Origin of the sequence: Streptococcus oralis subsp. dentisani, assembly GCF_002096615.1 — a bacterium.
In the GTDB taxonomy this organism is placed as follows: Bacteria; Bacillota; Bacilli; order Lactobacillales; family Streptococcaceae; genus Streptococcus; species Streptococcus oralis_U.
The window spans coordinates 107,017-132,725 of record NZ_NCUX01000028.1; the positions used below are offsets into that span (position 1 = coordinate 107,017).

Annotated in this window: 20 protein-coding genes; 16 read left to right on the top strand and 4 right to left on the bottom strand. The window is 43.2% G+C overall.

Annotated elements, in window-relative coordinates:
* Positions 1-112 precede the first annotated feature (112 nt).
* The gene (gene malQ, locus B7708_RS02585; protein ID WP_084973529.1) at positions 113-1,630 is read left to right on the top strand and encodes a 4-alpha-glucanotransferase; all 1,518 of its coding nucleotides are present in this window, start codon (positions 113-115) and stop codon (positions 1,628-1,630) included.
* Between the two features lie 22 nt (positions 1,631-1,652).
* Positions 1,653-3,911, top strand: coding sequence for a glycogen/starch/alpha-glucan family phosphorylase (gene glgP, locus B7708_RS02590; RefSeq protein ID WP_084973531.1), 2,259 nt, complete (start codon positions 1,653-1,655; stop codon positions 3,909-3,911).
* Between the two features lie 62 nt (positions 3,912-3,973).
* On the opposite strand, the gene B7708_RS02595 is transcribed toward glgP, so the two are convergent.
* Positions 3,974-4,822, bottom strand: coding sequence for a putative RNA methyltransferase (locus B7708_RS02595; protein WP_084973533.1), 849 nt, complete (start codon positions 4,820-4,822; stop codon positions 3,974-3,976).
* A 151-nt stretch (positions 4,823-4,973) separates the two neighbouring features.
* Here B7708_RS02595 and B7708_RS02600 point away from each other — a divergent pair, with 151 nt between their 5' ends.
* Both B7708_RS02600 and B7708_RS02605 read left to right on the top strand, forming a co-directional pair.
* Complete coding sequence (locus tag B7708_RS02600; protein WP_000910908.1) at positions 4,974-5,252, top strand: DUF6110 family protein; 279 nt, start codon at positions 4,974-4,976, stop codon at positions 5,250-5,252.
* Position 5,253: 1 nt separating this feature from the next.
* A complete protein-coding gene (locus B7708_RS02605; RefSeq protein ID WP_084973535.1) occupies positions 5,254-7,314 on the top strand; it encodes a heavy metal translocating P-type ATPase in 2,061 nt (686 codons plus the stop codon).
* Positions 7,315-7,391: 77 nt separating this feature from the next.
* Here B7708_RS02605 and tyrS read toward each other — a convergent pair whose 3' ends face one another.
* Positions 7,392-8,648, bottom strand: coding sequence for a tyrosine--tRNA ligase (tyrS, locus tag B7708_RS02610; protein ID WP_084973538.1), 1,257 nt, complete (start codon positions 8,646-8,648; stop codon positions 7,392-7,394).
* A gap of 140 nt (positions 8,649-8,788) precedes the next feature.
* Between tyrS and pbp1b the strand changes: the two genes are divergently transcribed.
* The 6 genes from pbp1b (at position 8,789) to B7708_RS02640 (ending at position 15,431) form a co-directional block, all read left to right on the top strand.
* Positions 8,789-11,251 (top strand): penicillin-binding protein PBP1B, encoded by a 2,463-nt coding sequence (gene pbp1b / locus B7708_RS02615; RefSeq protein WP_084973540.1) that lies wholly within the window; start codon positions 8,789-8,791, stop codon positions 11,249-11,251.
* 80 nt (positions 11,252-11,331) lie between these two features.
* Entirely contained in the window at positions 11,332-12,240 is a 909-nt protein-coding gene (locus B7708_RS02620; RefSeq protein ID WP_084973541.1) for a DMT family transporter, read from the top strand.
* Between the two features lie 85 nt (positions 12,241-12,325).
* Positions 12,326-13,024: a 2,3,4,5-tetrahydropyridine-2,6-dicarboxylate N-acetyltransferase gene (gene dapD / locus B7708_RS02625; protein WP_084973543.1), complete on the top strand. Its 699-nt coding sequence runs from the start codon at positions 12,326-12,328 to the stop codon at positions 13,022-13,024.
* Positions 13,025-13,085: 61 nt separating this feature from the next.
* The gene (locus tag B7708_RS02630) at positions 13,086-14,216 is read left to right on the top strand and encodes an N-acetyldiaminopimelate deacetylase (protein ID WP_084973545.1); all 1,131 of its coding nucleotides are present in this window, start codon (positions 13,086-13,088) and stop codon (positions 14,214-14,216) included.
* A gap of 11 nt (positions 14,217-14,227) precedes the next feature.
* The gene (locus B7708_RS02635) at positions 14,228-14,767 is read left to right on the top strand and encodes a 5-formyltetrahydrofolate cyclo-ligase (RefSeq protein ID WP_084973547.1); all 540 of its coding nucleotides are present in this window, start codon (positions 14,228-14,230) and stop codon (positions 14,765-14,767) included.
* On the top strand, positions 14,751-15,431 hold the full coding sequence (locus B7708_RS02640) for a rhomboid family intramembrane serine protease (RefSeq protein ID WP_084973548.1): 681 nt from the start codon (positions 14,751-14,753) through the stop codon (positions 15,429-15,431). Before B7708_RS02635 ends, B7708_RS02640 begins: the two co-directional genes overlap by 17 nt.
* Before the next feature lie 115 nt (positions 15,432-15,546).
* Here the strand turns inward: B7708_RS02640 and galU are convergent, their stop codons facing one another.
* A complete protein-coding gene (galU, locus tag B7708_RS02645; protein ID WP_084973550.1) occupies positions 15,547-16,446 on the bottom strand; it encodes a UTP--glucose-1-phosphate uridylyltransferase GalU in 900 nt (299 codons plus the stop codon).
* A 21-nt stretch (positions 16,447-16,467) separates the two neighbouring features.
* The gene (locus B7708_RS02650; RefSeq protein ID WP_084973552.1) at positions 16,468-17,484 is read right to left on the bottom strand and encodes an NAD(P)H-dependent glycerol-3-phosphate dehydrogenase; all 1,017 of its coding nucleotides are present in this window, start codon (positions 17,482-17,484) and stop codon (positions 16,468-16,470) included.
* Positions 17,485-17,690: 206 nt separating this feature from the next.
* On the opposite strand from B7708_RS02650, the gene B7708_RS02655 reads away from it, so the two are divergent.
* From B7708_RS02655 to B7708_RS02680, 6 genes are all read left to right on the top strand, one after another.
* Positions 17,691-19,397, top strand: a complete 1,707-nt coding sequence (locus B7708_RS02655) for an ABC transporter ATP-binding protein (RefSeq protein ID WP_061418861.1) — start codon at positions 17,691-17,693, stop codon at positions 19,395-19,397.
* Position 19,398: 1 nt separating this feature from the next.
* Positions 19,399-21,165: an ABC transporter ATP-binding protein gene (locus B7708_RS02660; RefSeq protein WP_000859996.1), complete on the top strand. Its 1,767-nt coding sequence runs from the start codon at positions 19,399-19,401 to the stop codon at positions 21,163-21,165.
* A 139-nt stretch (positions 21,166-21,304) separates the two neighbouring features.
* Positions 21,305-21,994 carry a gamma-glutamyl-gamma-aminobutyrate hydrolase family protein gene (locus B7708_RS02665; protein ID WP_000124766.1) on the top strand — a complete coding sequence of 230 codons (690 nt, stop codon included), beginning with the start codon at positions 21,305-21,307 and terminating at the stop codon, positions 21,992-21,994.
* Positions 21,995-22,162: 168 nt separating this feature from the next.
* Complete coding sequence (locus tag B7708_RS02670) at positions 22,163-23,512, top strand: glucose-6-phosphate isomerase (protein ID WP_084973554.1); 1,350 nt, start codon at positions 22,163-22,165, stop codon at positions 23,510-23,512.
* A gap of 128 nt (positions 23,513-23,640) precedes the next feature.
* A complete protein-coding gene (gene gltX / locus B7708_RS02675) occupies positions 23,641-25,101 on the top strand; it encodes a glutamate--tRNA ligase (RefSeq protein ID WP_084973556.1) in 1,461 nt (486 codons plus the stop codon).
* A gap of 11 nt (positions 25,102-25,112) precedes the next feature.
* The gene (locus tag B7708_RS02680) at positions 25,113-25,547 is read left to right on the top strand and encodes a cytidine deaminase family protein (RefSeq protein ID WP_084973558.1); all 435 of its coding nucleotides are present in this window, start codon (positions 25,113-25,115) and stop codon (positions 25,545-25,547) included.
* Positions 25,548-25,709 lie beyond the last annotated feature (162 nt).

Below are 25,709 nucleotides of genomic sequence, written 5' to 3' on the forward strand. Positions count from 1 at the left end.
GTTTCTAAAACCGCTTGCATTTGTTTTTGAAATACGTTATACTTAAACTGACGCAAACGTTTGCGCCTTGAATTGCGCAACGTTTTATTACAAAAATACATGAGGTGCTATTATGAAAAAACGTCAGAGTGGTGTGTTGATGCACATCTCTTCTCTTCCAGGAGCTCACGGGATTGGATCATTTGGCCAAAGCGCCTATGATTTCGTTGATTTCTTGGTTCGTACCAAGCAACGTTACTGGCAAATCCTTCCGCTAGGAACAACTAGTTATGGAGATTCTCCTTACCAATCATTCTCAGCTTTCGCTGGGAACACGCATTTTATTGACCTTGACATCTTGGTAGAGCAAGGCTTGTTGAAAGCTAGTGATCTTGAAGGTGTTGACTTTGGTAGCAATCCAGCAGAAGTTGACTATGCTAAGATCTATTATGCACGTCGTCCTCTTTTGGAAAAGGCGGTCAAACGTTTCTTGGAAGTAGGAGATGTCAAAGCGTTTGAGAAATTTGCTCAAGACAACCAAGCATGGCTTGAACTCTTTGCTGAGTATATGGCGATTAAAGAGCATTTTGACAATCTAGCATGGACAGAATGGCCAGATGCAGATGCTCGTGCTCGTAAAGCTTCAGCACTTGAAAGCTACCGTGAGAAATTGGCAGATAAGTTGGTCTACCATCGTGTAACTCAATACCTCTTCTTCCAACAATGGTTGAAATTAAAAGCATACGCTAACGACAACCACATTGAAATTGTTGGGGACATGCCTATCTACGTTGCGGAAGATTCAAGCGACATGTGGGCAAATCCACACCTCTTCAAGACGGATGCTAGTGGCAAGGCGACTTGCATCGCTGGATGTCCACCAGATGAGTTTTCTGCAACTGGTCAGCTTTGGGGGAACCCAATCTATGACTGGGAAGCAATGGACAAAGACGGTTACAAATGGTGGGTTGAACGCTTGCGTGAAAGCTTCAAAATCTACGATATTGTTCGTATCGACCACTTCCGTGGCTTTGAATCTTACTGGGAAATCCCTGCTGGTTCCGATACAGCGGCCCCTGGTAAATGGGTGAAAGGTCCAGGCTACAAACTTTTTGCAGCCGTTAAGGAAGAACTTGGTGAACTGAACATCATTGCAGAAGACCTTGGTTTCATGACAGATGAGGTTATCGAGTTGCGCGAACGTACTGGTTTCCCAGGGATGAAGATTCTTCAATTCGCCTTCAACCCAGAAGATGAAAGTATCGATAGCCCACACTTGGCGCCTGCTAACTCTGTTATGTATACAGGAACACACGATAACAATACGGTCCTTGGTTGGTATCGTAATGAGATTGATGATCCAACTCGTGAGTACATGGCCCGCTACACGAACCGTAAAGAGTATGAAACAGTGCCACACGCGATGCTCCGTACAGTATTTTCATCAGTGAGCTTCATGGCTATTGCCACTATGCAAGACTTGCTAGAATTGGATGAGGCGGCTCGCATGAACTACCCATCTACTCTTGGCGGAAACTGGTCATGGCGTATGACAGCAGATCAATTGACACCAGCTGTTGAAGAAACTTTGCTTGACTTGACTACAATTTATCGACGAATTAATGAAAATTTGGTAGAATTAAAGAAATAAGACAATATCAGGAGACACAAAAATGTTACCATTAAAAGAATTTGTACAAAAGCGTTACAATAAAACTATTGCAGAATGTAGCAATGAAGAGCTTTACCTTGCTCTTCTCAACTACAGCAAGCTTGCTAGCAGTCAAAAACCAGTCAACACTGGTAAGAAAAAAGTTTACTACATCTCAGCTGAGTTCTTGATCGGTAAACTCTTGTCAAACAACTTGATTAACCTCGGACTTTACGATGACGTGAAAAAAGAACTTGCAGATGCTGGTAAAGAGTTGATCGAAATCGAAGAAGTAGAATTGGAACCATCACTTGGTAACGGTGGTTTGGGACGTTTAGCAGCCTGCTTTATCGACTCAATCGCTACACTTGGTTTGAATGGTGACGGTGTTGGATTGAACTACCACTTTGGTCTTTTCCAACAAGTTCTTAAAAACAACCAACAAGAAACGATTCCTAACGCTTGGTTGACTGAGCAAAACTGGTTGGTTCGCTCAAGCCGTAGCTACCAAGTGCCATTTGCACACTTCACATTGACATCTACTCTTTACGATATCGATGTACCTGGTTACAAGACAGCTACTAAAAACCGCTTGCGTTTGTTTGACTTGGATTCAGTTGATTCTTCCATCATCGAAGATGGTATCAACTTTGATAAGACAGATATCGCTCGCAACTTGACTCTCTTCCTTTACCCAGACGACAGCGACAAGCAAGGTGAATTGCTCCGTATCTTCCAACAATACTTCATGGTTTCAAACGGTGCGCAATTGATCATCGACGAAGCAATCGAAAAAGGAAGCAACTTGCATGACCTTGCGGACTACGCAGTTGTACAAATCAACGATACTCACCCATCAATGGTGATCCCTGAATTGATCCGTCTCTTGACTGCGCGTGGTATCGAACTTGATGAAGCAATCTCAATCGTACGTAGCATGACTGCCTACACTAACCACACAATCCTTGCTGAAGCCCTTGAAAAATGGCCTCTTGAATTCTTGGAAGAAGTGGTTCCTCACTTGGTACCAATCATTAAAGAATTGGACCGCCGTGTGAAAGCAGAATACAAAGATCCAGCTGTTCAAATCATCGATGAGAGCGAACGTGTCCACATGGCTCACATGGATATCCACTATGGATACAGCGTAAACGGGGTTGCGGCTCTCCACACTGAGATTTTGAAAAACTCAGAGTTGAAAGCTTTCTACGACATCTACCCAGAAAAATTCAACAACAAAACAAACGGTATCACTTTCCGTCGTTGGCTCATGCATGCTAACCCAAGCTTGTCTCACTACTTGGATGAGATCATTGGCCGTGGTTGGCACCATGAAGCGGATGAGCTTGAAAAACTTTTGTCATACGAAGACAAGGCTGCTGTCAAAGAAAAATTGGAAAGCATCAAGGCTCACAACAAACGTAAATTGGCTCGTCACTTGAAAGAACACCAAGGTGTGGAAATCAATACAAACTCTATCTTTGATATCCAGATCAAACGTCTTCACGAGTACAAACGCCAACAAATGAACGCTTTGTATGTGATCCACAAATACCTTGATATCAAGGCTGGTAACATCCCTGCTCGTCCAATCACAGTATTCTTCGGTGGTAAAGCAGCTCCTGCCTACACAATTGCCCAAGATATCATCCACTTGATTCTTTGCTTGTCAGAAGTGATTGCTAACGACCCAGAAGTAGCTCCACACTTGCAAGTGGTTATGGTTGAAAACTACAACGTTACTGCAGCAAGCTTCCTCATCCCAGCATGTGACATCTCAGAACAAATCTCACTTGCTTCTAAAGAAGCTTCAGGTACTGGTAACATGAAATTCATGTTGAACGGAGCTTTGACTCTTGGTACTATGGACGGTGCTAACGTGGAAATTGCTGAATTGGTTGGCGACGAAAACATCTACATCTTCGGTGAAGATTCAGAAACTGTTATCGACCTTTACGCAAAAGCAGCTTACAAATCAAGCAAATTCTATGCTCGTGAAGCTATCAAACCATTGGTTGATTTTATCGTGAGCGACGCTGTTCTTGCAGTAGGTAAGAAAGAACGCTTGGAACGTCTTTACAACGAATTGATCAACAAAGACTGGTTCATGACTCTTCTTGACTTGGAAGACTACATCAAGGTCAAAGAGCAAATGCTTGCTGACTATGAAGACCGTGACGCATGGTTGGATAAAGTTATCGTCAACATTGCTAAAGCAGGTTTCTTCTCATCTGACCGTACAATCGCTCAGTACAACGAAGATATCTGGCATTTGAACTAATAATTACATAATTTAAACCCGTACCTTGAAGGTGCGGGTTTTGTCTTATCTGAAAGTTTTATTTACAGTGCTTTCCCAACCAAAATCTCCGATTCGATGGTAATCTCAGTCAACTGAGTCCAGTCAATCTTACTCTGGTCAACGTGAAAGAGTAGGGGGGTCATGCTGAGCAGGGCTTGGCGTTGCTCTGCTGTGATGGGCTTGGTCAGGGAGGCTATTTGGCTAGATTGGATGCTGAAGTGTTCTTGAAAATGTTCTTTGATATCTTGATTAGAATAGTTCTTTTTTGTCAGCTGCTCTTGCACCATTTGGCGGATTTCTTTGAGGTGATTTTCAGTTGGGATAACCTTTATCAAGATACCGTCTTTGGATAAAACGCGACGGAATTCCCCATAGTTGGCAGGCGAAAAGATATCAAGCAGGATATCCATGCTAGCGTCTTTTATAGGAAGGCGAGCCAGGTCACCGACAAACCAGTTGACCGCCCAGTTGGGTTCGCTCTTGGCAGCGATTTGAACGGAATCTTTGGAAATATCAAAGGCGTAGAAGGTTTTGTCAAGGTGACTTTCTTGGAGCTTGCGAGAGTAGAATCCTTCGCCACAGCCGATATCCAAGACTGTTTTTGCGGATGGATTAGTTGTTAGTAAGTCCGAGATACCTTCTAAAATAGCCTGATAAAAACCAGCTTCAAGAATTTGCTGGCGATTTTGAAAGTTTTCTTTGTTGTAGTTGGCAGATTGCTTGATCTGAGGAGCCAAGTTGACATAGCCGAATTTTGCCAGGTCAAAAGAATGGCGGTTGCTACACTTGAGACTGCTCTCTACCAAGGTCAGATTTTCTTGACAGATAGGACAGGCAAAGGCAGTCGCAGAAGCAAAACGCTGGAGTTTGGGTTTGAGGTTTGTATTCATAGTTTAAGTGTATCAAAAGAGACAAGTGAAAGCAACTTCAGGATTAAGTAGATGGGAGATTCAGTAGAAATAAAACTAATTCTTCAATTTATAAAATGAAATTGCTTTTATATCTAAATTGCTATATAATAATGATAAGGAGGAAATAAGTATGTTAAAAGAAGTACTAACCGTTGCAAAAGTTGCGAAAAAATCTTCATTATTTTTGGGTGGTGTCGCATTTGGTACCCTTGGTTTGAAAATCTTAGCAAGTAAGGAAGCTAAAAAAGGTTATTCTAAAGCTTTGGCTAAGGCTTACAAGTTTAAAGATGAGCTAGATGCATCTGTTTCTGTTGTGAAGCAACATGGAGACGATGTTTTGCAAGATGCTAAATATTTGTATGAGCAAGAGAAAAAAGAAGAGCAATTAGATAGCCTTATAGGAGAATAATATGTCTTTTAAAGTGCTATATAGAGGATATCAACATATCCGACTATCATCTTCTTTTTCACTCACCTTAGATATTCAAGACTATCTTCGTTCCTTGGCGAGAGATGAGAAGGGAATTGAGTCTATCCAGTTTTACATGGATCAACAGCACTTTACCCTACGTATAAAAGAAGGCTTCTCTGTATTAGACAATGCAGAAGCCTTTTTAAAAAGAATTGATAAAGGGAAAGTTTCTGAGTTGATGACTTTTCCTGTTCGTAGAGAAGAGAGTGCCTATTCTATCGTTTCAGGTGCAGCGATTAAGCGTGTGCTTTTTCGTAGTCTTGTGCCGTCTCCTATTCGCTATATATGGACTTGTTATCAGGCTTTTGGCTATGTTAAAGAAGCCTATCAAACACTAGCGCGTAAGGAACTAACGATGGAGGTCTTGGACTGTTCGGCGATTTTATTGTCTTTGTTTATGAACCAATCTAAGACTGCCAGCAACATCATGTTCATGCTTGATTTGGGGAATCATTTAGATCAGTGGTCCTTGAAAAAAACTGCAACAGATTTAGAACAAAGCCTTCTTGCAAAAGAAAGCGATGTATTCTTGGTACAGGGTGATACGGTCGTTAGTATCAAGAGTTCCGATGTTCAAATAGGAGATGTCTTGGTCCTATCTCAAGGAAATGAAATTCTGTTTGATGGACAAGTAGTTTCAGGTTTAGGTATGGTCAACGAAAGTTCCTTGACGGGAGAGAGTTTTCCAGTTGAAAAAAGAGAGTCTGATTTGGTTTGTGCAAACACAGTCTTGGAGACTGGGGAGCTACGCATTCGTGTAACCGATAATCAGATGAACAGCCGTATTTTACAGCTGATTGAGTTGATGAAGAAATCTGAAGAAAACAAGAAAACGAAACAACGCTATTTCATCAAGATGGCAGATAAGGTCGTCAAATATAATTTCTTGGGGGCTGGTCTGACTTACCTATTAACGGGCTCTTTTTCTAAGGCTATTTCATTCCTATTGGTCGATTTCTCCTGCGCTTTGAAAATCTCTACTCCTGTAGCTTATTTGACAGCTATCAAAGAGGGGTTGAACCGTGAAATGGTGATTAAGGATGGAGATGTTCTAGAGAAATATCTGGAAGTTGATACTTTCTTGTTTGATAAGACAGGAACAATCACAACTAGCTATCCTATAGTTGAAAAGGTGTTACCTTTTGGGGACTATAGCGAGGAAGATATTCTCAGAATCAGTGCCTGTCTTGAGGAACACATTTATCATCCTATTGCTAATGCCATTGTCAAGCAAGCTGAGATAGAGGGGATTGAACATGAGGAAATGCATGGGAAACTCCAATATATTGCAAGCAAGGGAATTAAGTCCCATATTGATGGGCAACCAGTTCTTATTGGAAATTATGTCTTGATGCAGGATGAGCAGATTCATATCAGTTCGGAGCAAAATGCTTTAATTGAAGAGTACAAGAGTCACTACAATCTCTTATTCTTAGCTTATCAGAATGAATTGATTGGAATGTTCTGCATTCATACTCCTTTGAGAAAAGAAGCAAAAACAGCCTTGGATAAACTTAAGGCACAGGGGAAAAAATTGATTCTGGCAACAGGGGATACCTCGGTTAGGACAGAGGAATTAGTCAAAGATTTGCCCTTTGATCAGGTCTATACAGACTTGAAACCTGATGGGAAATTTGAGTTAGTAGAGGAACTGCAGAAAGCAGGTCATACTATTTTGATGGTTGGAGATGGGTTGAATGACTCAGCGGCTCTAACCCTATCAGATATCGGTGTGGTGATGAATGAGAGCGCAGATATTTCTAAGCAGATGAGTGATATCTTATTGTTAGATAATCGCTTGGATTTCTTCCAAGAGTTGGATTCGCTATCATCATCTTTGCAAACACTTATCAAGAAGAATATTCAAGATACCGTTGTCGTAAATAGTAGTTTGATTGGCTTTGGCTTGTTTAATTGGCTCAGTCCTTCAAACCTCTCTATCCTACATAATCTAACAACCTTACGCATAGTCCTGCGTAGCCTGTCTATTAAGGGATAGGTGGGGACTATTCACAGCAAAAAGGAGTTACCTTTCTAGAGGGTAACTCCTTTTTTAATAGGTAAATGTTTAACAATTTAGTAAGTCAATACAAAGTATTTTTTCTTACCGCGACGGATAACAGTCAGTTCGTTCTCTAACTTATCTGCGTCACTCAAGACATAGTCAAGGTCTTGGATACGGTCACCGTTGACGTAGATAGCTCCGTTTTGAACATCTTCACGGGCTTGGCGTTTTGAGTTAACCACACCAGATGACACGAGGAGTTCCACAATATTGTGGTTTTCGTCTGCTTGTACTTGGTAGTTTGGCACTCCACGAAGTCCTTGTTTGAGTTCTTTGACAGAAAGGTTTTTGATGTTTCCAGCAAAGAGTTGCTCTGTGATATTGAGAGCTTCTTTGTAGGCTTCTTCTCCGTGAACAAGAGTCACGACTTCACGAGCCAGGATTTTTTGAGCCAAGCGTTCGTGTGGAGCGGCTTCAAACTGTTTACGGATGTCTTCGATCTCATCAAGTGACAAGAAAGTAAAGATCTTTAAGAAGCGAACAGCATCAGCATCCATGACGTTCATCCAGAATTGGTACATTTCGTATGGAGAAGTCTTTTCAGGGTTGAGCCAAACGGCGTTTCCTTCTGATTTACCAAATTTCTTACCAGTTGCATCTGTGATAAGGGGAACGGTGATCACGTGACCGATCTTATCAGCCTTACGACGAAGCAATTCGGTACCAGCGGTCATATTTCCCCACTGGTCAGAACCGCCGATTTGTAGGGTTACGTTGTGCTCTTGGTTAAGGACGTAGAAGTCATACCCTTGCATGATTTGGTAGGCAAACTCAGTATAAGAAATTCCTGTTTCAATCCGTTTTTTCACAGACTCTTTACTCATCATGTAGTTGACAGTGAAGTATTTTCCTACATCACGGAGGAAGTCAATGAAGCTGATGCTGCCAAACCAGTCGTAGTTGTTGACCATGACAGCTTTATTTTCCCCATTTTCAAAATCAAGAAAACGAGAAAGTTGTTCTTGGATAGACTTGACCCAGCCATCTACTGTGTCTTTTGTTTGGAGACTACGCTCAGCATCTTTGAAGGACGGATCTCCGATGAGACCTGTAGCACCGCCAACGAGCGCATAAGGTTTGTGACCTGCTAGTTGCAAACGACGACTTGTCAAGATTGCGACAAGGTGACCGAGGTGAAGGCTGTCAGCAGTTGGATCGTAGCCAGTATAATAAGAAACTTGACCTTCTTCTAGGGCTTTGCGTAAAGCTTCTTCATCAGTCGTTTGAAAAATCAAACCACGCTCTTTTAGCTCATCAAAAATGTGCATGTGTCTTTTCTCCTTTATAAAATATTGTTTCTACCTATTGTATCACAAACTTGGTCAATAGCCTAGTAGAATAGGGAAGAAAGTGGCTATTTTATTGAAAATTTACCTTTTATGGTATAATAAATAAAGTGAGGACATTCATGAAAAAAAGAAACAATGAATCAAAAACAAAGCTGCTGCATTTTTTTCAGCAGCTATCTGCCAAATGGAAGAAAAAACAAGCAAGTAAAAAGACCGATAAGAAAGTAGCTTCTTCTAACAAAGTCAGAAGGGTTGGGTCTATTTTTGCTAAGATTTTGAGCAGCTTTAAAGTAGTTTTTAACACTCTCTTTATCCTAGGATTTATCGGAGGTCTTCTTGGTGCTGGTGTGGTCATGGGATATGGAGTGGCTCTATTTGATAAGGCTCAGGTTCCTCAGGCAAAAGAGTTGGTCAAGCAAGTGAAGGATATTGCCTCTATCTCAGAAATCACTTATTCTGACGGCAGTACCATTGCTTCGATTGAGGGCGATTTGTTGCGCACTTCAGTCGCTTCAGGTGCCATTTCGGATAATCTTAAGAAGGCTATCATTGCGACAGAGGACGAGCATTTCAATGAGCACAAGGGAGTTGTGCCTAAGGCCGTTATTCGTGCGACCTTGGGAACCTTTGTCGGTCTAGGGTCGTCCAGTGGTGGTTCGACCTTGACCCAGCAGGTTATCAAGCAGCAAGTGGTAGGGGATGCTCCCACTCTAGCTCGTAAGGCGAAAGAGATTATTGATGCTCTAGCTTTAGAACGGGCTATGGGTAAGGATGAGATTTTAACAACCTACCTTAACATTGCTCCTTTCGGGCGCAATCACAAAGGTCAAAATATTGCAGGTGCCCAGCAGGCTGCAGAAGGAATCTTTGGGGTCAATGCTTCGGATTTAACGGTCCCTCAAGCTGCCTTTATCGCAGGATTGCCACAGAGTCCAATCAGTTATTCTCCTTATGAATCTGATGGTAGCATGAAGAGTGATGAGGACATGGCTTTGGGGATTAAGCGTGCCAAGGATGTCCTCTACAATATGTACCGGACAGGTGCTCTGAGTCAGGAAGATTACGACAAGTACAAGAACTATGACTTTAAGCAAGACTTTCTACCATCAGGTAGTGTCAACGGTACGGCGCGTGACTATCTCTACTATGCAACCTTGGCAGAAGCTACCGATCGAATGTACGACTATCTAGTTGAGAGAGATCATGTCTCTGCTCAAGAGTTAAAGAATGAGTCCATCCAGAAAGCTTATCATGACCTAGCAACCAAGGAAATTGAAAACGGTGGTTATAAGATTACGACAACTATCAATAAAAACGTTCATGCCGCAATGCAAAATGCGGTTGCGACCTACGGCTATCTGTTAGATGATTCGACAGGCCAGCCCGAAGTAGGAAATGTCCTCATGGACAACCAAACGGGAGCCATTCTTGGATTTGTTGGTGGCCGTAATTACCAAGAAAATCAGAACAATCACGCTATTGACACTAAGCGTTCTCCAGCTTCAACCACTAAGCCTATACTGGCCTATGGTATCGCGATTGACCAAGGTTTGATGGGAAGTGCAAGTATCTTGTCTAACTATCCGACAAACTTTTCAAACGGCAATCCTATCATGTATGTCAATAGTCCTGGTACAGGGATGATGACCTTGGGAGAAGCCCTTAACTACTCATGGAATATCCCGGCCTACTGGACTTATCGTACGCTTCGAGAGAAGGGTGTCGATGTCAAAGGCTATATGGAAAAAATGGGTTATGAAATCCCAGAATATGGTATTGAAAGTCTGCCGATGGGTGGGGGGATTGATGTTACAGTCGCCCAGCATACCAATGGTTATCAGACCTTGGCTAATAATGGGGTCTACCACAAGAAACATATGATTGCCAAGATCGAATCGACGACGGGACAAGTGATTTATGAGCATAAAAGTCAACCTGTCCAAGTTTATTCAAAAGCGACAGCGACCATCATGCAAAGTCTACTTCGTGATGTCATTTCATCTCGAGTTACGTCAAGCTTTCAGACTGATTTGGCTTCTATCAATCCAAGCCTAGCTCGCGCCGACTGGATTGGAAAGACTGGTACGACCAATGAAGATGAAAATATGTGGCTTATGCTTTCTACGCCACGCTTGACTTTGGGTGGCTGGTTAGGTCACGACGACAACCGACCACTAGCTAAAGGAGCAGGTCACTACCGCAACGCCAATTATATGGCCCACTTGGTTAATGCTATCCAGCAAGCTGAACCTGGAATATGGGGAAATGAGCGCTTTAATCTGGATTCAAGTGTGACCAAGTCTCAAGTCCTCAAATCGACAGGAGAGAAACCTGGCAAGGTCACAATCAATGGCAAAGAAGTCACCGTTTCAGGTTCTACAGTAACGAGCTATTGGGCTACTAAAGAAGGGGCGCCAGTAACTACTTACCGCTTTGCCATCGGAGGGAGCGATGCCGATTATCAAAATGCTTGGAAGAGCATTTTAGGAAGTTTACCCACTCTTCCTACCCCAACTCTCCCAAGTTCAAGTGGTAGTTCGGGAACAAGCTCATCAACTCGCTCAAATCAATCAAATCGATAGAATAAAAAAGTAGCATGATTCATTCAATAATATTTTTCATGCTACTTTTTTCTTTTTTCATTTCGTGTTACAATAGGAGAATGAATAAGTATCAAAAGAAGATTTTTAGGGGAACTCTATATTCACTGTTGTCAGGTCTGATTTGGGGAATTTGTGGGATTTTAGGAGAGTATTTTTTCGCTCATTACCCAGTATCGTCAGGTTGGATTACCTCTATGCGTTTGCTTGTGGCGGGGAGTTTGGTTTTAGCTTTATCTGCCTTTCAGTTGCGTAGCCGCTTGTTGGATATCTGGAAAGATAAGAAAAATTATCTACCTTTTTTAGCCTATGCTATTCTAGGTATTTTTTCTGTGCAGTTTTTCTTCTACCTCTGTGTTGAATATTCAAATGCGACGACAGCAACGATTTTGCAATTTATCAGTCCAGTTTTTATCTTGTTTTATAATCGTATCGTTTATCATAAGAAGGCTTCTATCACAGCCATTCTCTGTGTTTTGATTGCCATGCTAGGTGTTTTTTTGATGGCTACAAAAGGGGATTTATCCAAGCTATCAATGACACCTCTGGCCTTGGTGACAGGGCTACTCAGTGCTGTAGGAGTCATGTTCAACGTTATCCTGCCTCAGCGTTTTGCACGTGACTATGGTTTTGTGCCAACCGTTGGTTGGGGGATGTTGCTAGCAGGTGTTTTTAGCAATTTTCTTTATCCTGTTCATCAGATTACCTTTCAACTTGATGTGACGAGCCTTTTGATTTGTTTTACTATTGCTGTGTTTGGAACGGCTTTTGCTTTCTTCCTTTCGATGAAGGCTGTGCTACTCGTCTCACCGTTAGTTGTGTCAGTTGTGAGTGCCAGCGAACCTTTATCTTCCGCATTGTTAAGTGTGCTATTTCTAGGTATGGTTTTGGATGGTTTTCTAGCTTTGGCTATGATTTTGATTATCGTTCCAATGGTTTTCTTATCAATTGAGGAAACGAAAGAAAGGTAAAATGTTCTGTTCGGGTGCTTAAGGCTTCAAATTTGAAGCCTTTTTTGGTAGAATAGGTATCATTATAATGAACCAGGAGGTGCCTATGACTGCTACAAAAATGAATGCTCAAGAAATTATCCAATTTATCGCTAATGCTGAAAAGAAAACCAGTGTCAAAGTAACCTTTGAAGGAGAACTCGCAACTGCTGTGCCTAGCTCTGTTGTCAAACTAGGCAATGTTTTATTTGGAGACTGGAAGGACGTCGCTCCGCTTCTCGAAGGCTTGGTTGAAAATCAAGACTATGTTGTTGAGCAAGATGCTCGTAATTCGGCAGTTCCCTTGCTAGACAAACGTGATATCAACGCTCGTATTGAGCCAGGTGCCATTATCCGTGATCAAGTGGAAATCGGGGACAATGCTGTTATCATGATGGGAGCTGTTATCAATATTGGAGCAGAAATCGGTGCAGGCACCATGATTGATATGGGGGCTATCCTTGGTGGGCGTGCTATCGTTGGGGAAAATAGCCACGTAGGTGCAGGGGCAGTTTTGGCAGGTGTGATTGAGCCAGCTAGTGCTGAACCAGTCCGTGTCGGGGACAATGTTCTTATCGGAGCCAATGCAGTGGTTATCGAAGGTGTCCAAATCGGTAGTGGTTCAGTTGTCGCTGCAGGAGCTATCGTGACTCAAGATGTTCCAGAAAATGTAGTGGTAGCAGGCGTTCCGGCTCGTATCATCAAAGAAATCGACAGCCAAACCCAACAAAAAACAGCGCTAGAGGATGCGCTTCGTACCTTGTAAAAATATAAAGAGGCGGATACTTCTTCCAGCCTCTTTCTTCTATCAAAAGGAGGAGCGATAGATGTTAGATTTGATTCAGACTCGACGAGATTTGCACCAGATTCCGGAGATTGGCTTGGAGGAATTCAAAACTCAGGCATATTTGCTGGAAGTGATTGAGAAATTGACTGCGGGCAAGGATTTTGTTCAAGTTCGTACGTGGCGGACAGGTATTTTGGTTTACCTACAGGGATATCAACCTGAGCGTACTATTGGTTGGCGGACAGACATTGATGGCCTGCCTATCGTTGAACAAACAGGACTACCTTTTTCTTCCCAACACCAAGGTCGTATGCATGCTTGTGGACATGATTTTCATATGACCATTGCCTTGGGCTGTCTCGAGCGCGCCCTTGAGAAGCAACCAAAGAATAATCTGCTTTTTCTGTTTCAACCTGCTGAAGAAAATGAAGCTGGTGGGATGCTCATGTATGAGGACGGTGCTTTTGGAGACTGGCTACCAGACCAGTTTTATGGACTCCATGTTCGCCCAGATTTGAAAGTCGGCCAGATTGCGACCAATACTCACACACTCTTTGCAGGGACTTGCGAAGTTAAGATCCGTTTCAAAGGCAAAGGAGGGCACGCAGCTTTCCCGCATGAGGCCAATGACGCCTTGGTGGCTGCTAGTTACTTTGTGACCCAAGTACAGTCAGTGGTCAGCCGCAATGTTAACCCAATCGAGGGAGCAGTGGTGACCTTTGGCCTTTTCCAGGCAGGAACAACCAACAATGTCATTACAGACACAGCCTTTTTGCATGGAACTATTCGGGCTTTGACCCAGGACATGAGTCTCTTGGTGCAAAAGAGGGTTAGGGCAGTAGCGGAAGGAGTTGCGGCAGCCTTTGGGATGGAAGTTGAAATCGAACTCAAACAAGGAGGTTACCTACCTGTTGAGAACAATCCAGCCTTGGCGCGTGAACTGATGAACTTCTTTGAAGAAAAAGAGGGAATCGAGTTGATTGATATCGAGCCTGCTATGACTGGTGAGGACTTTGGCTATCTCCTTTCAGAGGTAGATGGCGTTATGTTTTGGCTGGGTATTGATAGTCTTTATGCTCTTCATCACCCTCAGATGAGTCCTAAGGAAGAAGCTTTGGCCATTGGGGTGGATGCGGTCTATAGTTTCCTGAAAAAGAAGGCAGCAGAGTAGAGGAATCGTTGATGAAAGTAGAACTACGCAAGCAAGTCTTGCACGAAATGAAGGCTTTATCTCAGAAGCAAAAACAGGCTATGGATCGAGTTTTAACAGAACGATTTTTGAATCACTCCTTTTACCAAGAAGCCAAAACCATCGCAACCTATCTCTCCTTCCCTCATGAATTTCAAACGCAAGGATTGATCAAGCGGGCGCTGAAGGAGAGCAAAAAGGTTCTGATACCCAAAACCTATCCCAAGGGGCGCATGGAGTTTGTGGTCTATGATCCGCAGCAGTTGGTAAAAACTTCCTTTGGTTTACTGGAACCGCAAGGAGACTTGGAAGTGGTGGAACCGTCTCAGATTGATTTAATTCATGTTCCGGGCTTGGTTTTTACAACAGAGGGCTATCGGATTGGATATGGTGGAGGCTACTACGACCGCTATCTGGAGAATTTTGCTGGGCATACCATGAGCACAATCTATCCTTGTCAAATCCAGAATTTCAACTCGGAAGATCACGATATTCCCGTCCAGGAGGTGCTAATCTATGAAGGAAATCTTTGATAAACGCTACCCTGTGACTAGTTTTTTCCTCCTAGTGACAGCTTTGGTATTTCTCTTGATGCTGATTACTACGGGTATCAACTTTGATCAAGTCAAAACTCTGTTTCAGTTTGGAGCTATGTATGGACCGATCATTCGCCTGTTCCCAGAGCAGATTTGGCGCCTATTTTCGGCTATATTTGTGCACATTGGATGGGAGCATTTCATTGTCAATATGATTTCACTCTACTTTCTTGGACGACAGGTGGAGGAGATTTTCGGTTCTAAGCAGTTCTTCTTTCTCTATCTATTATCTGGAATGATGGGCAATCTCTTTGTTTTTGCTTTTACACCGAAAGTTGTCGCTGCTGGGGCATCCACTTCCCTATACGGGCTATTTGCTGCGATTATCGTCTTGCGTTACGCAACTCGCAACCCCTATATCCAGCAGTTGGGGCAATCCTATCTGACACTTTTCGTGATAAATATCATTGGAAGTGTTCTGATTCCAGGAATCAGCCTAGCTGGGCATATCGGAGGTGCAGTAGGCGGTGCCTTTCTAGCAGTCATCTTCCCAGTCAAATGGGAGAGGAGGATGTACAGTACTAGCCAGCGAATCGGAGCAACTGTACTTTTTATCGCACTAGCCGTTTTCCTATGCTATAAGGGAATGAGCTATGTGTAGAGGGAATAGTTAAATGAGCACCGATTCGGTTGCTAATAAGTCATCTTCAAAGATGGCTTTTTTATTGCAAGCTTCAACAAAAACAAAGCTCTTATTGAAGAGCTTTGTTTTTCTTCTATTTCCCCTCAGCTAACTCTTTCCCAAGTTGAATGAGGTAGTCTTTCAAGTCGTCTTTGACTTGTGGGTGTTTAAGAGCGTAGTCGATGGAGGTTTTCATAAAGCCAAACTTATCTCCGACATCGTAACGAGCTCCCTTGAATTCACGAGCAAATACACGTTGTGTTTTATTGAGGGTGTCAATCGCATCCGTCAACTGGATTTCATTTCCAGCACCTGGAGCTTGGTTTTCGAGGATTTGGAAAATTTCAGGTGTGAGGAGGTAGCGTCCGATGATAGCAAGGTCGCTAGGAGCATCCTCTGGGGCTGGTTTTTCAACGAAGGTTTCAACGCTGTAAAGACCATCTTTTCCTTCGCCTTGTGGATCAATAACTCCATAGGCAGATACTTCATCGTGAGGGACTGGCATGACAGCGATAGTAGACGCGTGGGTACGTTCATAGTCATCCATGAGTTGTTTGGTGAGCGGAACAGCCTTTTCGTTGGTGATATCCATCAAGTCATCCCCAAGCATCACGACAAAAGGTTCATTTCCGACGAAAGCTTTGGCTTGCAAAACAGCATCTCCGAGACCACGTGGATGAGTTTGGCGGATAAAATGCAGACGCATGCCAGTTGTTTCATCAACTAGCTTCAAAAGATCTGTTTTCCCTTTTTCTTTGAGGTTGTATTCCAATTCGAAGTTTGAGTCGAAGTGGTCCTCAATGGAACGTTTTGACTTACCTGTAACAACCAAGATATCTTCGATTCCAGATTTGAGGGCTTCTTCAACGATAAATTGGATGGTTGGTTTGTCTACGATTGGCAACATTTCCTTGGCCAAGGCCTTAGTTGCAGGGAGGAAACGAGTTCCCAATCCAGCGGCAGGGATGACTGCTTTTCTGACTTTTTGTTTCATAATGTTCCTTTCTATAAGGGTCTAAGACCATTCGTTTTCTGCTTTAAATTCGTTGTTCATGATGTCAGTGATTGCTTCTTTGATATTGACACCTTCATAGATAACTCGGTAAATGGCTTGTGTGATTGGCATGTAGACACCCAATTCCTGAGCCAGTTCGTAAGCTGCTCGAGTCGTTGAAATTCCTTCAATGACCATGCCCATGTTGGCTTCGATGTCTGCGAGAGATTCTCCACGACCGAGAGCGTCACCTGCCCTCCAGTTACGAGAGTGGACAGATGTCCCAGTTACGATCAAATCCCCAACTCCAGAAAGACCGCTATAAGTCAGAGGATTAGCTCCAAGAGCGACACCTAGACGGGTGATTTCTGCCAAGCCACGGGCGATGATGGCTGCCTTGGCATTGTCGCCAAACCCTAGGCCATGTAATGCACCTGCACCAACTGCGATGATGTTTTTAAGAGCACCAGCGGTTTCAACTCCGATAACATCCGTATTGGTATAGAGACGGAAGTAGTGATTGCTAAAGAGATTTTGGACGTACTGGGCAGTTTCGAGGTCTTTAGAGGCTGCAGTGATCAAGGTAATATCCCGCACAATGGTTTCCTCGGCGTGGCTAGGTCCTGAAACAACGACGATGTCACTACGGAGGTCAGCTGGAATTTCCTCTTCCAGAATGGTTGATAGGCGTTTGTGACTATCTGGTTCCAAGCCTTTGGAGGCATGCATGATGACAACCTTGTGATCGAGTACCTTTGCTACTTGTTGGGCAACCAGTCTCGTTACTTTTGTTGGGACAACAAATAAAACAGCGTCTACATTTTTCAATGTTTCTCCCAAATCATGGTAGGCCTTGATGTTTTCGTCGAGTAGGATGTCTTTAAAGTAGCGTTTGTTTGTATGTTGGCTATTGATTTCATCGATCTGGTCGGGAATATTTCCCCAAATCCGAACCTCGTGTCCATTGTCGTTTAGAACCTGCGAAAGGGCAGTTCCCCAAGAACCAGGACCCAAGACAGCGATGGTTTGTTTCTTCATCTTCTCCTCCTTTTAAGAGTTCTTCTTTTCATTTTACCATAAAAAGCCTTTTCATGCATTACTTGCGAGTGAAAGCGCACTATTTTATAATAAGAAAACGCCTTTGACAAGATTCCTCTTTTTTGCTAGAATAGCATCAACATGAAAGAATGAGAGGAGCTGGCGAATTTCGTCACTCCCTTTTGTCTATCTGATTAGGAGGAAGTATGCTGATTGAAAAAATTAAAGCCTATAAATGGCAAGCCTTGGCATCCTTTGTTATGACAGGCTTGATGGTTGCGAGCTCGCTCTTGCAACCTCGCTATTTGCAGGAGGTTTTAGATGCTCTACTGGCTGGTCAACATGAGGCTATTTATAGTATTGGGGCATGGTTGATAGGAGTAGCCCTCGTGGGTCTGGTTGCAGGTGGTGTCAATGTTATTCTTGCAGCCTATATCGCTCAGGGAGTATCTTCGGATCTTCGGGAAGATGCTTTTCGTAAGATCCAAACCTTTTCTTATGCCAACATTGAGCGGTTTAATGCTGGGAATCTGGTTGTTCGCATGACCAATGATATCAACCAAATTCAGAACATGGTGATGATGGTTTTCCAAATCCTTTTCCGTCTTCCTTTGCTTTTTATTGGTTCCTTTATCTTAGCGGTTCACACCCTGCCTTCACTTTGGTGGGTAATTGTCCTTATGGTAGTGCTGATTTTTGCGCTTACAGGTATCATGATGGGGATGATGGGGCCGCGCTTCGCCAAGTTTCAAACTCTTCTTGAACGAATTAATGCCATCGCCAAGGAAAATCTACGTGGTGTGCGTGTGGTCAAATCCTTTGTGCAGGAAAAAGAGCAATTTGACAAGTTTACTGAGGTCTCAGATGAGCTTCTGGGACAAAATATTTATATTGGCTATGCCTTTTCAGTAGTGGAACCTTTTATGATGCTCATTGGGTACGGAGCGGTTTTCCTATCCATCTGGTTGGTTGCGGGAATGGCTCAGTCGGATCCGTCAGTCGTTGGTTCTATTGCTTCCTTTGTCAACTATCTCAGTCAGATTATCTTTACAATCGTCATGGTTGGATTTTTAGGGAATTCTGTCAGTCGGGCTATGATTTCGATGATGCGTATCCGTGAGGTTCTAGATACCGAGCCAGCGATGACTTTTAAGGATCTTCCAGATGAGGATCTAGAAGGAAGTCTCTCTTTTGAAAATGTGACCTTCACTTATCCTACCGATGAAGAGCCCATGCTTAAGAATGTAAGCTTTGAAGTTGCACCAGGTCAGATGGTCGGTGTGGTGGGGGCGACTGGGGCAGGTAAGTCCACCCTTGCCCAGCTAATTCCACGACTTTTTGATCCACAGGAGGGTTCCATCAAGATTGGTGGCAAGGACATTCGAGATGTCAGCGAGGGAACCTTGCGTAAAACGGTCTCCATCGTCCTGCAAAGAGCCATTCTCTTTAGTGGGACCATTGCAGATAATCTCCGTCAAGGAAAAGGCAATGCCAGCGTGTCCGAACTTGAACGTGCGGCGCGGATTGCCCAAGCCAGTGAATTTATCGGGCGCATGGAAAACAAATTTGAGAGTCAGGTTGAAGAACGGGGCACCAACTTTTCTGGTGGACAAAAACAACGGATGTCGATTGCCCGAGGGATTGTCAGCAATCCCCGTATCCTGATTTTTGACGATTCGACTTCAGCCTTGGATGCCAAGTCAGAGAGACTCGTTCAGGAGGCTTTGAACAAAGACCTGAAAGGGACAACAACGATTATCATCGCTCAAAAAATCAGCTCAGTCGTCCATGCGGACAAGATTTTGGTCTTGGACCAAGGGCGCTTGATTGGAGAAGGACGGCATGCAGACTTGGTAGCTAACAATGCCATCTACCGCGAAATCTACGAAACACAGAAGGGAAAGGAGGAATAAAATGAAAACTGTTCGATTTTTCTGGAATTATTTTAAAGTTTACAAGCTCTCCTTTGTCATTGTGATTCTGATGGTTGCGATTGCGACGATTGCCCAAGCCCTCTTTCCTGTTTTTTCAGGTCAAGCAGTGACGGAGCTCGCTAATCTGGTTCTAGCTTATCAAAACGGGACTTCCGAACTAGCCTGGCAAAGTTTGTCAGCTCTGATGCTGAATCTAGCGCTGGTTGTGCTGGTTTTGGTAGTGTCCAGTTTGATTTATATGGCCTTGATGACTCGTGTGATTGCCGAGTCGACAAATGAGATGCGTAAGGGTCTTTTTGGCAAACTTTCACGTTTGACGGTTTCTTTCTTTGACCGCCACCAGGATGGTGACATCCTCTCTCGCTTCACTAGTGACTTAGACAATATCCTTCAAGCCTTCAATGAAAGTCTAGTTCAGGTTATGAGCAATATTGCTCTTTACATCGGTTTAATTTTTGTCATGTTTTCAAGAAATGTGACACTAGCCCTGATAACAGTAGCCAGCACCCCAGTGGCCTTTCTCATGTTGGTCTTCATCGTGAAAATGGCCCGCAAGTACACCAATCTCCAGCAAAAAGAGGTTGGGAAACTCAACGCCTACATGGACGAGAGTATTTCTGGACAGAAAGCTGTTATCGTACAAGGAATTCAAGACGACATCGTAGCAGGCTTTGTGGAGCGAAATGAGCGCGTGCGCAAGGCAACCTTCAAAGGAAGAATGTTCTCAGGCATCCTCTTTCCTGTTATGAATGGGATGAGCTTGGTCAATACGGCCATCGTTATTTTTGCAGGTTCTGCGGTCTTGCTGAACGATCCAAGTATCGAAACAACGACAGCCCTAGGTTTGATTGTCATGTTTACCCAATTTTCTCAGCAGTACTACCAGCCGATTATTCAGGTGGCTGCTAGCTGGGGAAGTCTCCAGTTGGCCTTTACGGGAGCCGATCGTATCCAAGAAATGTTCGATGCAGAAGAAGAGATTCGCCCGCAAAATGCACCAGCCTTCACGGAATTGCGAGAAGGTGTTGAAATCAGTCATATTGATTTCTCTTATGTGCCAGACAAGCCGATTTTAAAAGATGTCAGCATTTCAGCTCCTAAGGGGCAGATGATAGCAGTTGTCGGTCCGACTGGTTCAGGGAAAACGACCATCATGAACCTCATCAATCGTTTCTACGATGTGGATGCAGGTAGCATTTCCTTTGATGGCAAAGACATCCGTGATTACGACTTGGATAGTCTGCGGAGTAAGGTCGGGATTGTCTTGCAGGATTCGGTCTTGTTTAGCGGAACGATTCGGGACAATATCCGCTTCGGTGTGCCAGATGCTAGCCAGGAAATGGTCGAAGCAGCTGCTAAGGCAACTCATATTCATGACTATATCGAAAGCTTGCCTGATAAGTATGATACCCTTATTGATGATGAGCAAAACATCTTCTCAACTGGTCAGAAACAATTGATTTCCATTGCTCGAACCTTGATGACAGATCCTCAAGTCCTAATCTTAGATGAAGCGACTTCCAATGTGGATACCGTAACAGAAAGCAAGATTCAGCATGCTATGGAGGCAGTAGTAGCAGGTCGAACCAGTTTCGTCATTGCCCATCGTCTCAAGACCATCCTCAATGCCGATCAGATTATTGTCCTCAAAGATGGAGAGGTCATTGAACGTGGAAATCATCACGAGTTGCTCAAACTCGGCGGCTTCTACTCAGAACTGTATCACAACCAATTTGTCTTCGAATAAAAAAGAAGTTGTCCTTATTGGGCAGCTTTTTCTTGTCCATAAAAAATACTTATCACGGTCTTTAAAAAAACATATTAGACAGGAAAGGGTTGGAGTGATAAGATAAGACTGTCGCAAGAAAATCGAAAGGAGACACATCATGGCTAGAACGGTTGTAGGGGTTGCTGCAAATCTATGTCCTGTAGATGCAGAAGGGAAAAACATTCACTCATCTGTATCCTGTAAATTTGCAGAGAGCATTCGTCAAGTCGGAGGTCTCCCTTTAGTGATTCCTGTAGGAGATGAGTCTATTGTTCGCGATTATGTGGAAATGATCGACAAACTCATCTTGACAGGTGGGCAAAATGTCCATCCTCAGTTTTATGGAGAGAAAAAGACCATTGAGAGCGACGATTACAATCTAGTCCGTGATGAATTTGAATTGGCACTCTTGAGAGAAGCACTTCATCAGAATAAGCCCATTTTGGCAATCTGCCGTGGGGTTCAGCTGGTCAATGTTGCTTTTGGTGGCACTCTTCACCAAGAAATTGAAGGTCACTGGCAAGGTTTGCCTTTTGGAACCTCTCATTCTATTGAGACAGTAGAAGGAAGCGTGGTGGCTAAGTTGTTCGGAAAAGAAAGTCAGGTCAACTCAGTCCATCGTCAAAGTATTAAAGATCTGGCGCCTAATTTCCGTGTGACAGCGGTGGACCCTCGAGATCAGACAGTGGAAGCGATTGAGTCTATCGACGAGCATCGCATTATCGGTTTACAGTGGCACCCAGAGTTTCTGGTCAATGAAGAAGACGGTAATTTAGAATTATTTGAGTATTTATTAAATGAATTGTAACGGTTAGAGACTCTAGCCGTTTTTATTCGTTCTTTCAGATTTTTTGTATTTTAGCATTATTACGCAAACGTTTGAATTCTGATAAAAATTGGGCAAATTCAATAAAAAAGCTTGAAAAAATCGAAGGTAAGCGTTATGATAGAAAAGAAGAAATTTTGGAGGAATATCATGTCACATATTAAATTTGATTATTCAAAAGTTTTAGACAAATTTGTTGCCCCACATGAAGTGGAATACATACAAGCACAAGTAACAGCTGCAGACGAATTGATCCGTAAAGGAACTGGTGCTGGTAGCGACTTTTTGGGTTGGTTGGACCTTCCTGAAAACTACGACCGCGAAGAATTCGACCGTATCTTGAAAGCTGCTGAGCAAATCAAATCAGACAGCGATGTTTTGGTTGTGATCGGTATCGGTGGATCTTACCTCGGTGCTAAAGCGGCCATCGACTTCTTGAACCACCACTTTGCTAACTTGCAAACAAAAGAAGAACGCAAAGCTCCACAAATCCTTTACGCAGGGAATTCAATCTCATCTACTTACCTTGCTGACTTGGTAGAGTACGTTGCAGACAAAGACTTCTCAGTAAACGTGATTTCTAAATCAGGTACAACAACAGAACCAGCGATTGCTTTCCGCGTCTTCAAAGAACTCTTGGTTAAGAAATACGGTCAAGAAGAAGCTAACAAACGTATCTACGCTACAACTGACCGCCAAAAAGGTGCTGTTAAGGTTGAAGCAGATGCTAACGGTTGGGAAACATTTGTGGTTCCAGATGACATCGGTGGACGTTTCTCAGTATTGACAGCAGTTGGTTTGCTTCCAATCGCTGCATCAGGAGCTGATATCAAAGCCCTCATGGAAGGTGCTAACGCAGCTCGTAAAGACTACACTTCAGACAAGATTGCTGAAAATGAAGCTTACCAATACGCAGCGGTTCGTAACATCCTTTACCGCAAAGGCTATGCAACTGAAATCTTGGTAAACTACGAGCCATCACTTCAATACTTCTCAGAATGGTGGAAACAATTGGCTGGTGAGTCAGAAGGGAAGGACCAAAAAGGTATCTACCCAACTTCAGCTAACTTCTCAACTGACTTGCACTCATTGGGTCAATTTATCCAAGAAGGAACTCGTATCATGTTTGAAACAGTTGTCCGTGTTGACAAACCACGTAAGAACGTGATCATTCCTACTTTGGAGGAAGACCTTGATGGGCTTGGTTACCTTCAAGGAAAAGATGTTGACTTTGTAAACAAAAAAGCTACTGACGGTGTTCTTCTTGCCCACACTGATGGTGACGTGCCAAATATGTACGTAACTCTTCCTGAGCAAGATGCCTTCACTCTTGGTTACACTATCTACTTCTTCGAATTGGCAATTGCCCTTTCAGGTTACTTGAATGCTATCAACCCATTTGACCAACCAGGTGTTGAAGCATACAAACGTAACATGTTTGCCCTTCTTGGAAAACCAGGATTTGAAGAATTGAGCAAAGAGCTTAACGCACGTCTATAACAGAAGAAAAGAGTGGCTTGCCCACTCTTTTTTACTCTCTTTATTCGTAGACATTGGACTCAGGCGAGACTTGTGATATAATATAGAAAGCAAAAAGGCAGACGCCTAGAGACTTTATAGGAGAAACTATGTCAAAAGATATCCGCGTACGCTACGCACCAAGTCCAACAGGACTACTACACATCGGAAATGCCCGTACAGCATTGTTTAACTACCTTTACGCACGCCATCATGGTGGAACTTTTATCATCCGTATCGAGGATACTGACCGTAAACGCCATGTTGAGGATGGAGAACGCTCACAGCTTGAAAATCTTCGCTGGTTGGGCATGGATTGGGATGAGAGCCCAGAAACTCATGAAAACTATCGCCAATCAGAGCGTTTGGAACTCTATCAAAAATACATCGATCAATTGCTAGCCGAAGGAAAAGCCTACAAATCATACGTTACAGAAGAAGAGTTGGCGGCTGAGCGCGAACGTCAAGAAGCAGCTGGCGAAACACCTCGTTACATCAATGAATACCTTGGTATGAGTGAAGAGGAAAAAGCTGCGTACATTGCAGAACGTAAAGCAGCTGGTATCATTCCAACCGTTCGTTTGGCTGTCAATGAGTCTGGTATCTACAAATGGCATGATATGGTCAAAGGTGATATCGAGTTTGAAGGTGGCAACATCGGTGGTGACTGGGTGATCCAGAAGAAAGATGGTTATCCAACTTACAATTTTGCCGTTGTCATCGATGACCATGATATGCAAATCTCTCATGTTATCCGTGGAGATGATCACATTGCCAACACCCCAAAACAGCTCATGGTTTATGAGGCTCTTGGTTGGGAAGCGCCAGAGTTCGGTCACATGACTTTGATCATCAACTCTGAAACTGGGAAGAAGTTGTCTAAACGTGACACCAATACCCTTCAGTTTATCGAAGACTACCGCAAAAAAGGTTATTTACCAGAAGCAGTCTTTAACTTTATCGCTCTGCTTGGTTGGAATCCTGGTGGGGAAGACGAAATCTTCTCTCGTGAAGAACTCATTAAGCTCTTTGACGAAAACCGCCTCAGCAAGTCACCAGCTGCCTTTGATCAGAAGAAACTAGACTGGATGAGCAACGACTACATCAAGAGAGCAGAACTTGCTACTATCTTTGAAATGGCAAAACCATTCCTAGAAGAAGCAGGGCGTTTGACTGACAAGTCTGAAAAAATGGTGGAACTCTACAAACCACAAATGAAGTCAGTGGACGAAATCGTTCCATTGACAGATCTTTTCTTCTCAGATTTCCCAGAGTTGACAGACGCTGAGCGCGAGGTCATGGCAGGAGAAACTGTTCCGGTTGTTCTAGAAGCCTTCAAAGCGAAACTAGAAGCAATGACAGATGAAGAATTTGTAACAGAAAACATTTTCCCACAAATCAAAGCAGTCCAAAAAGAAACAGGTATTAAAGGGAAAAATCTCTTCATGCCGATTCGTATTGCTGTATCAGGTGAAATGCATGGTCCTGAACTGCCAGATACCATTTTCTTGCTCGGACGTGAAAAGTCAATCCAGCATATCGAAAACATGCTGAAAGAGATTTCTAAATAAAAGGACTGCTAATGGATATCTGGGAAAAGATGTATGAAGAAGCGCGAACCTTATACAATCCTCATGAAGTTTCTGACTTTGTGTATGCTAACCATGTTGTTGCTGCGGTAGAAGCAGAAGATGGTCAACTATTCACAGGGTTTTGTATGGAGGGCACTTGTGGCGTTTTTCATCTCTGTGCAGAACGAGCGGCTCTCTTCAATATGTATCAATTTTCAGGACAAACTAAAGTTAAGAAAATCCTCGCCTTTCGAGATCAACCTCCTTACGGCGAAGGATCAGGTATGCCCTGTGACCCCTGCAGAGAATTTCTCTTAGAATTGAATGCTGAAAATAAAGAAGCAGAGTTCATGATGGACTACAAAACAAGAAAAACAATCAAAGTTGCCGAATTGATCCCGTACTGGTGGGGAGAGGAACGTGCGACTAATTGGAAAGCGGAATAGAGAGAGTCGGTTAAACTGGCTCTTCCCTATTATCATAGAAAAATTTGTATAGGAGATTAAAAAAGATCTTGACAAAGTTTGAAAAGTAGGTATAATAGAAAGAGTTGAAAAACTCAAGGTCCGTTGGTCAAGGGGTTAAGACACCGCCTTTTCACGGCGGTA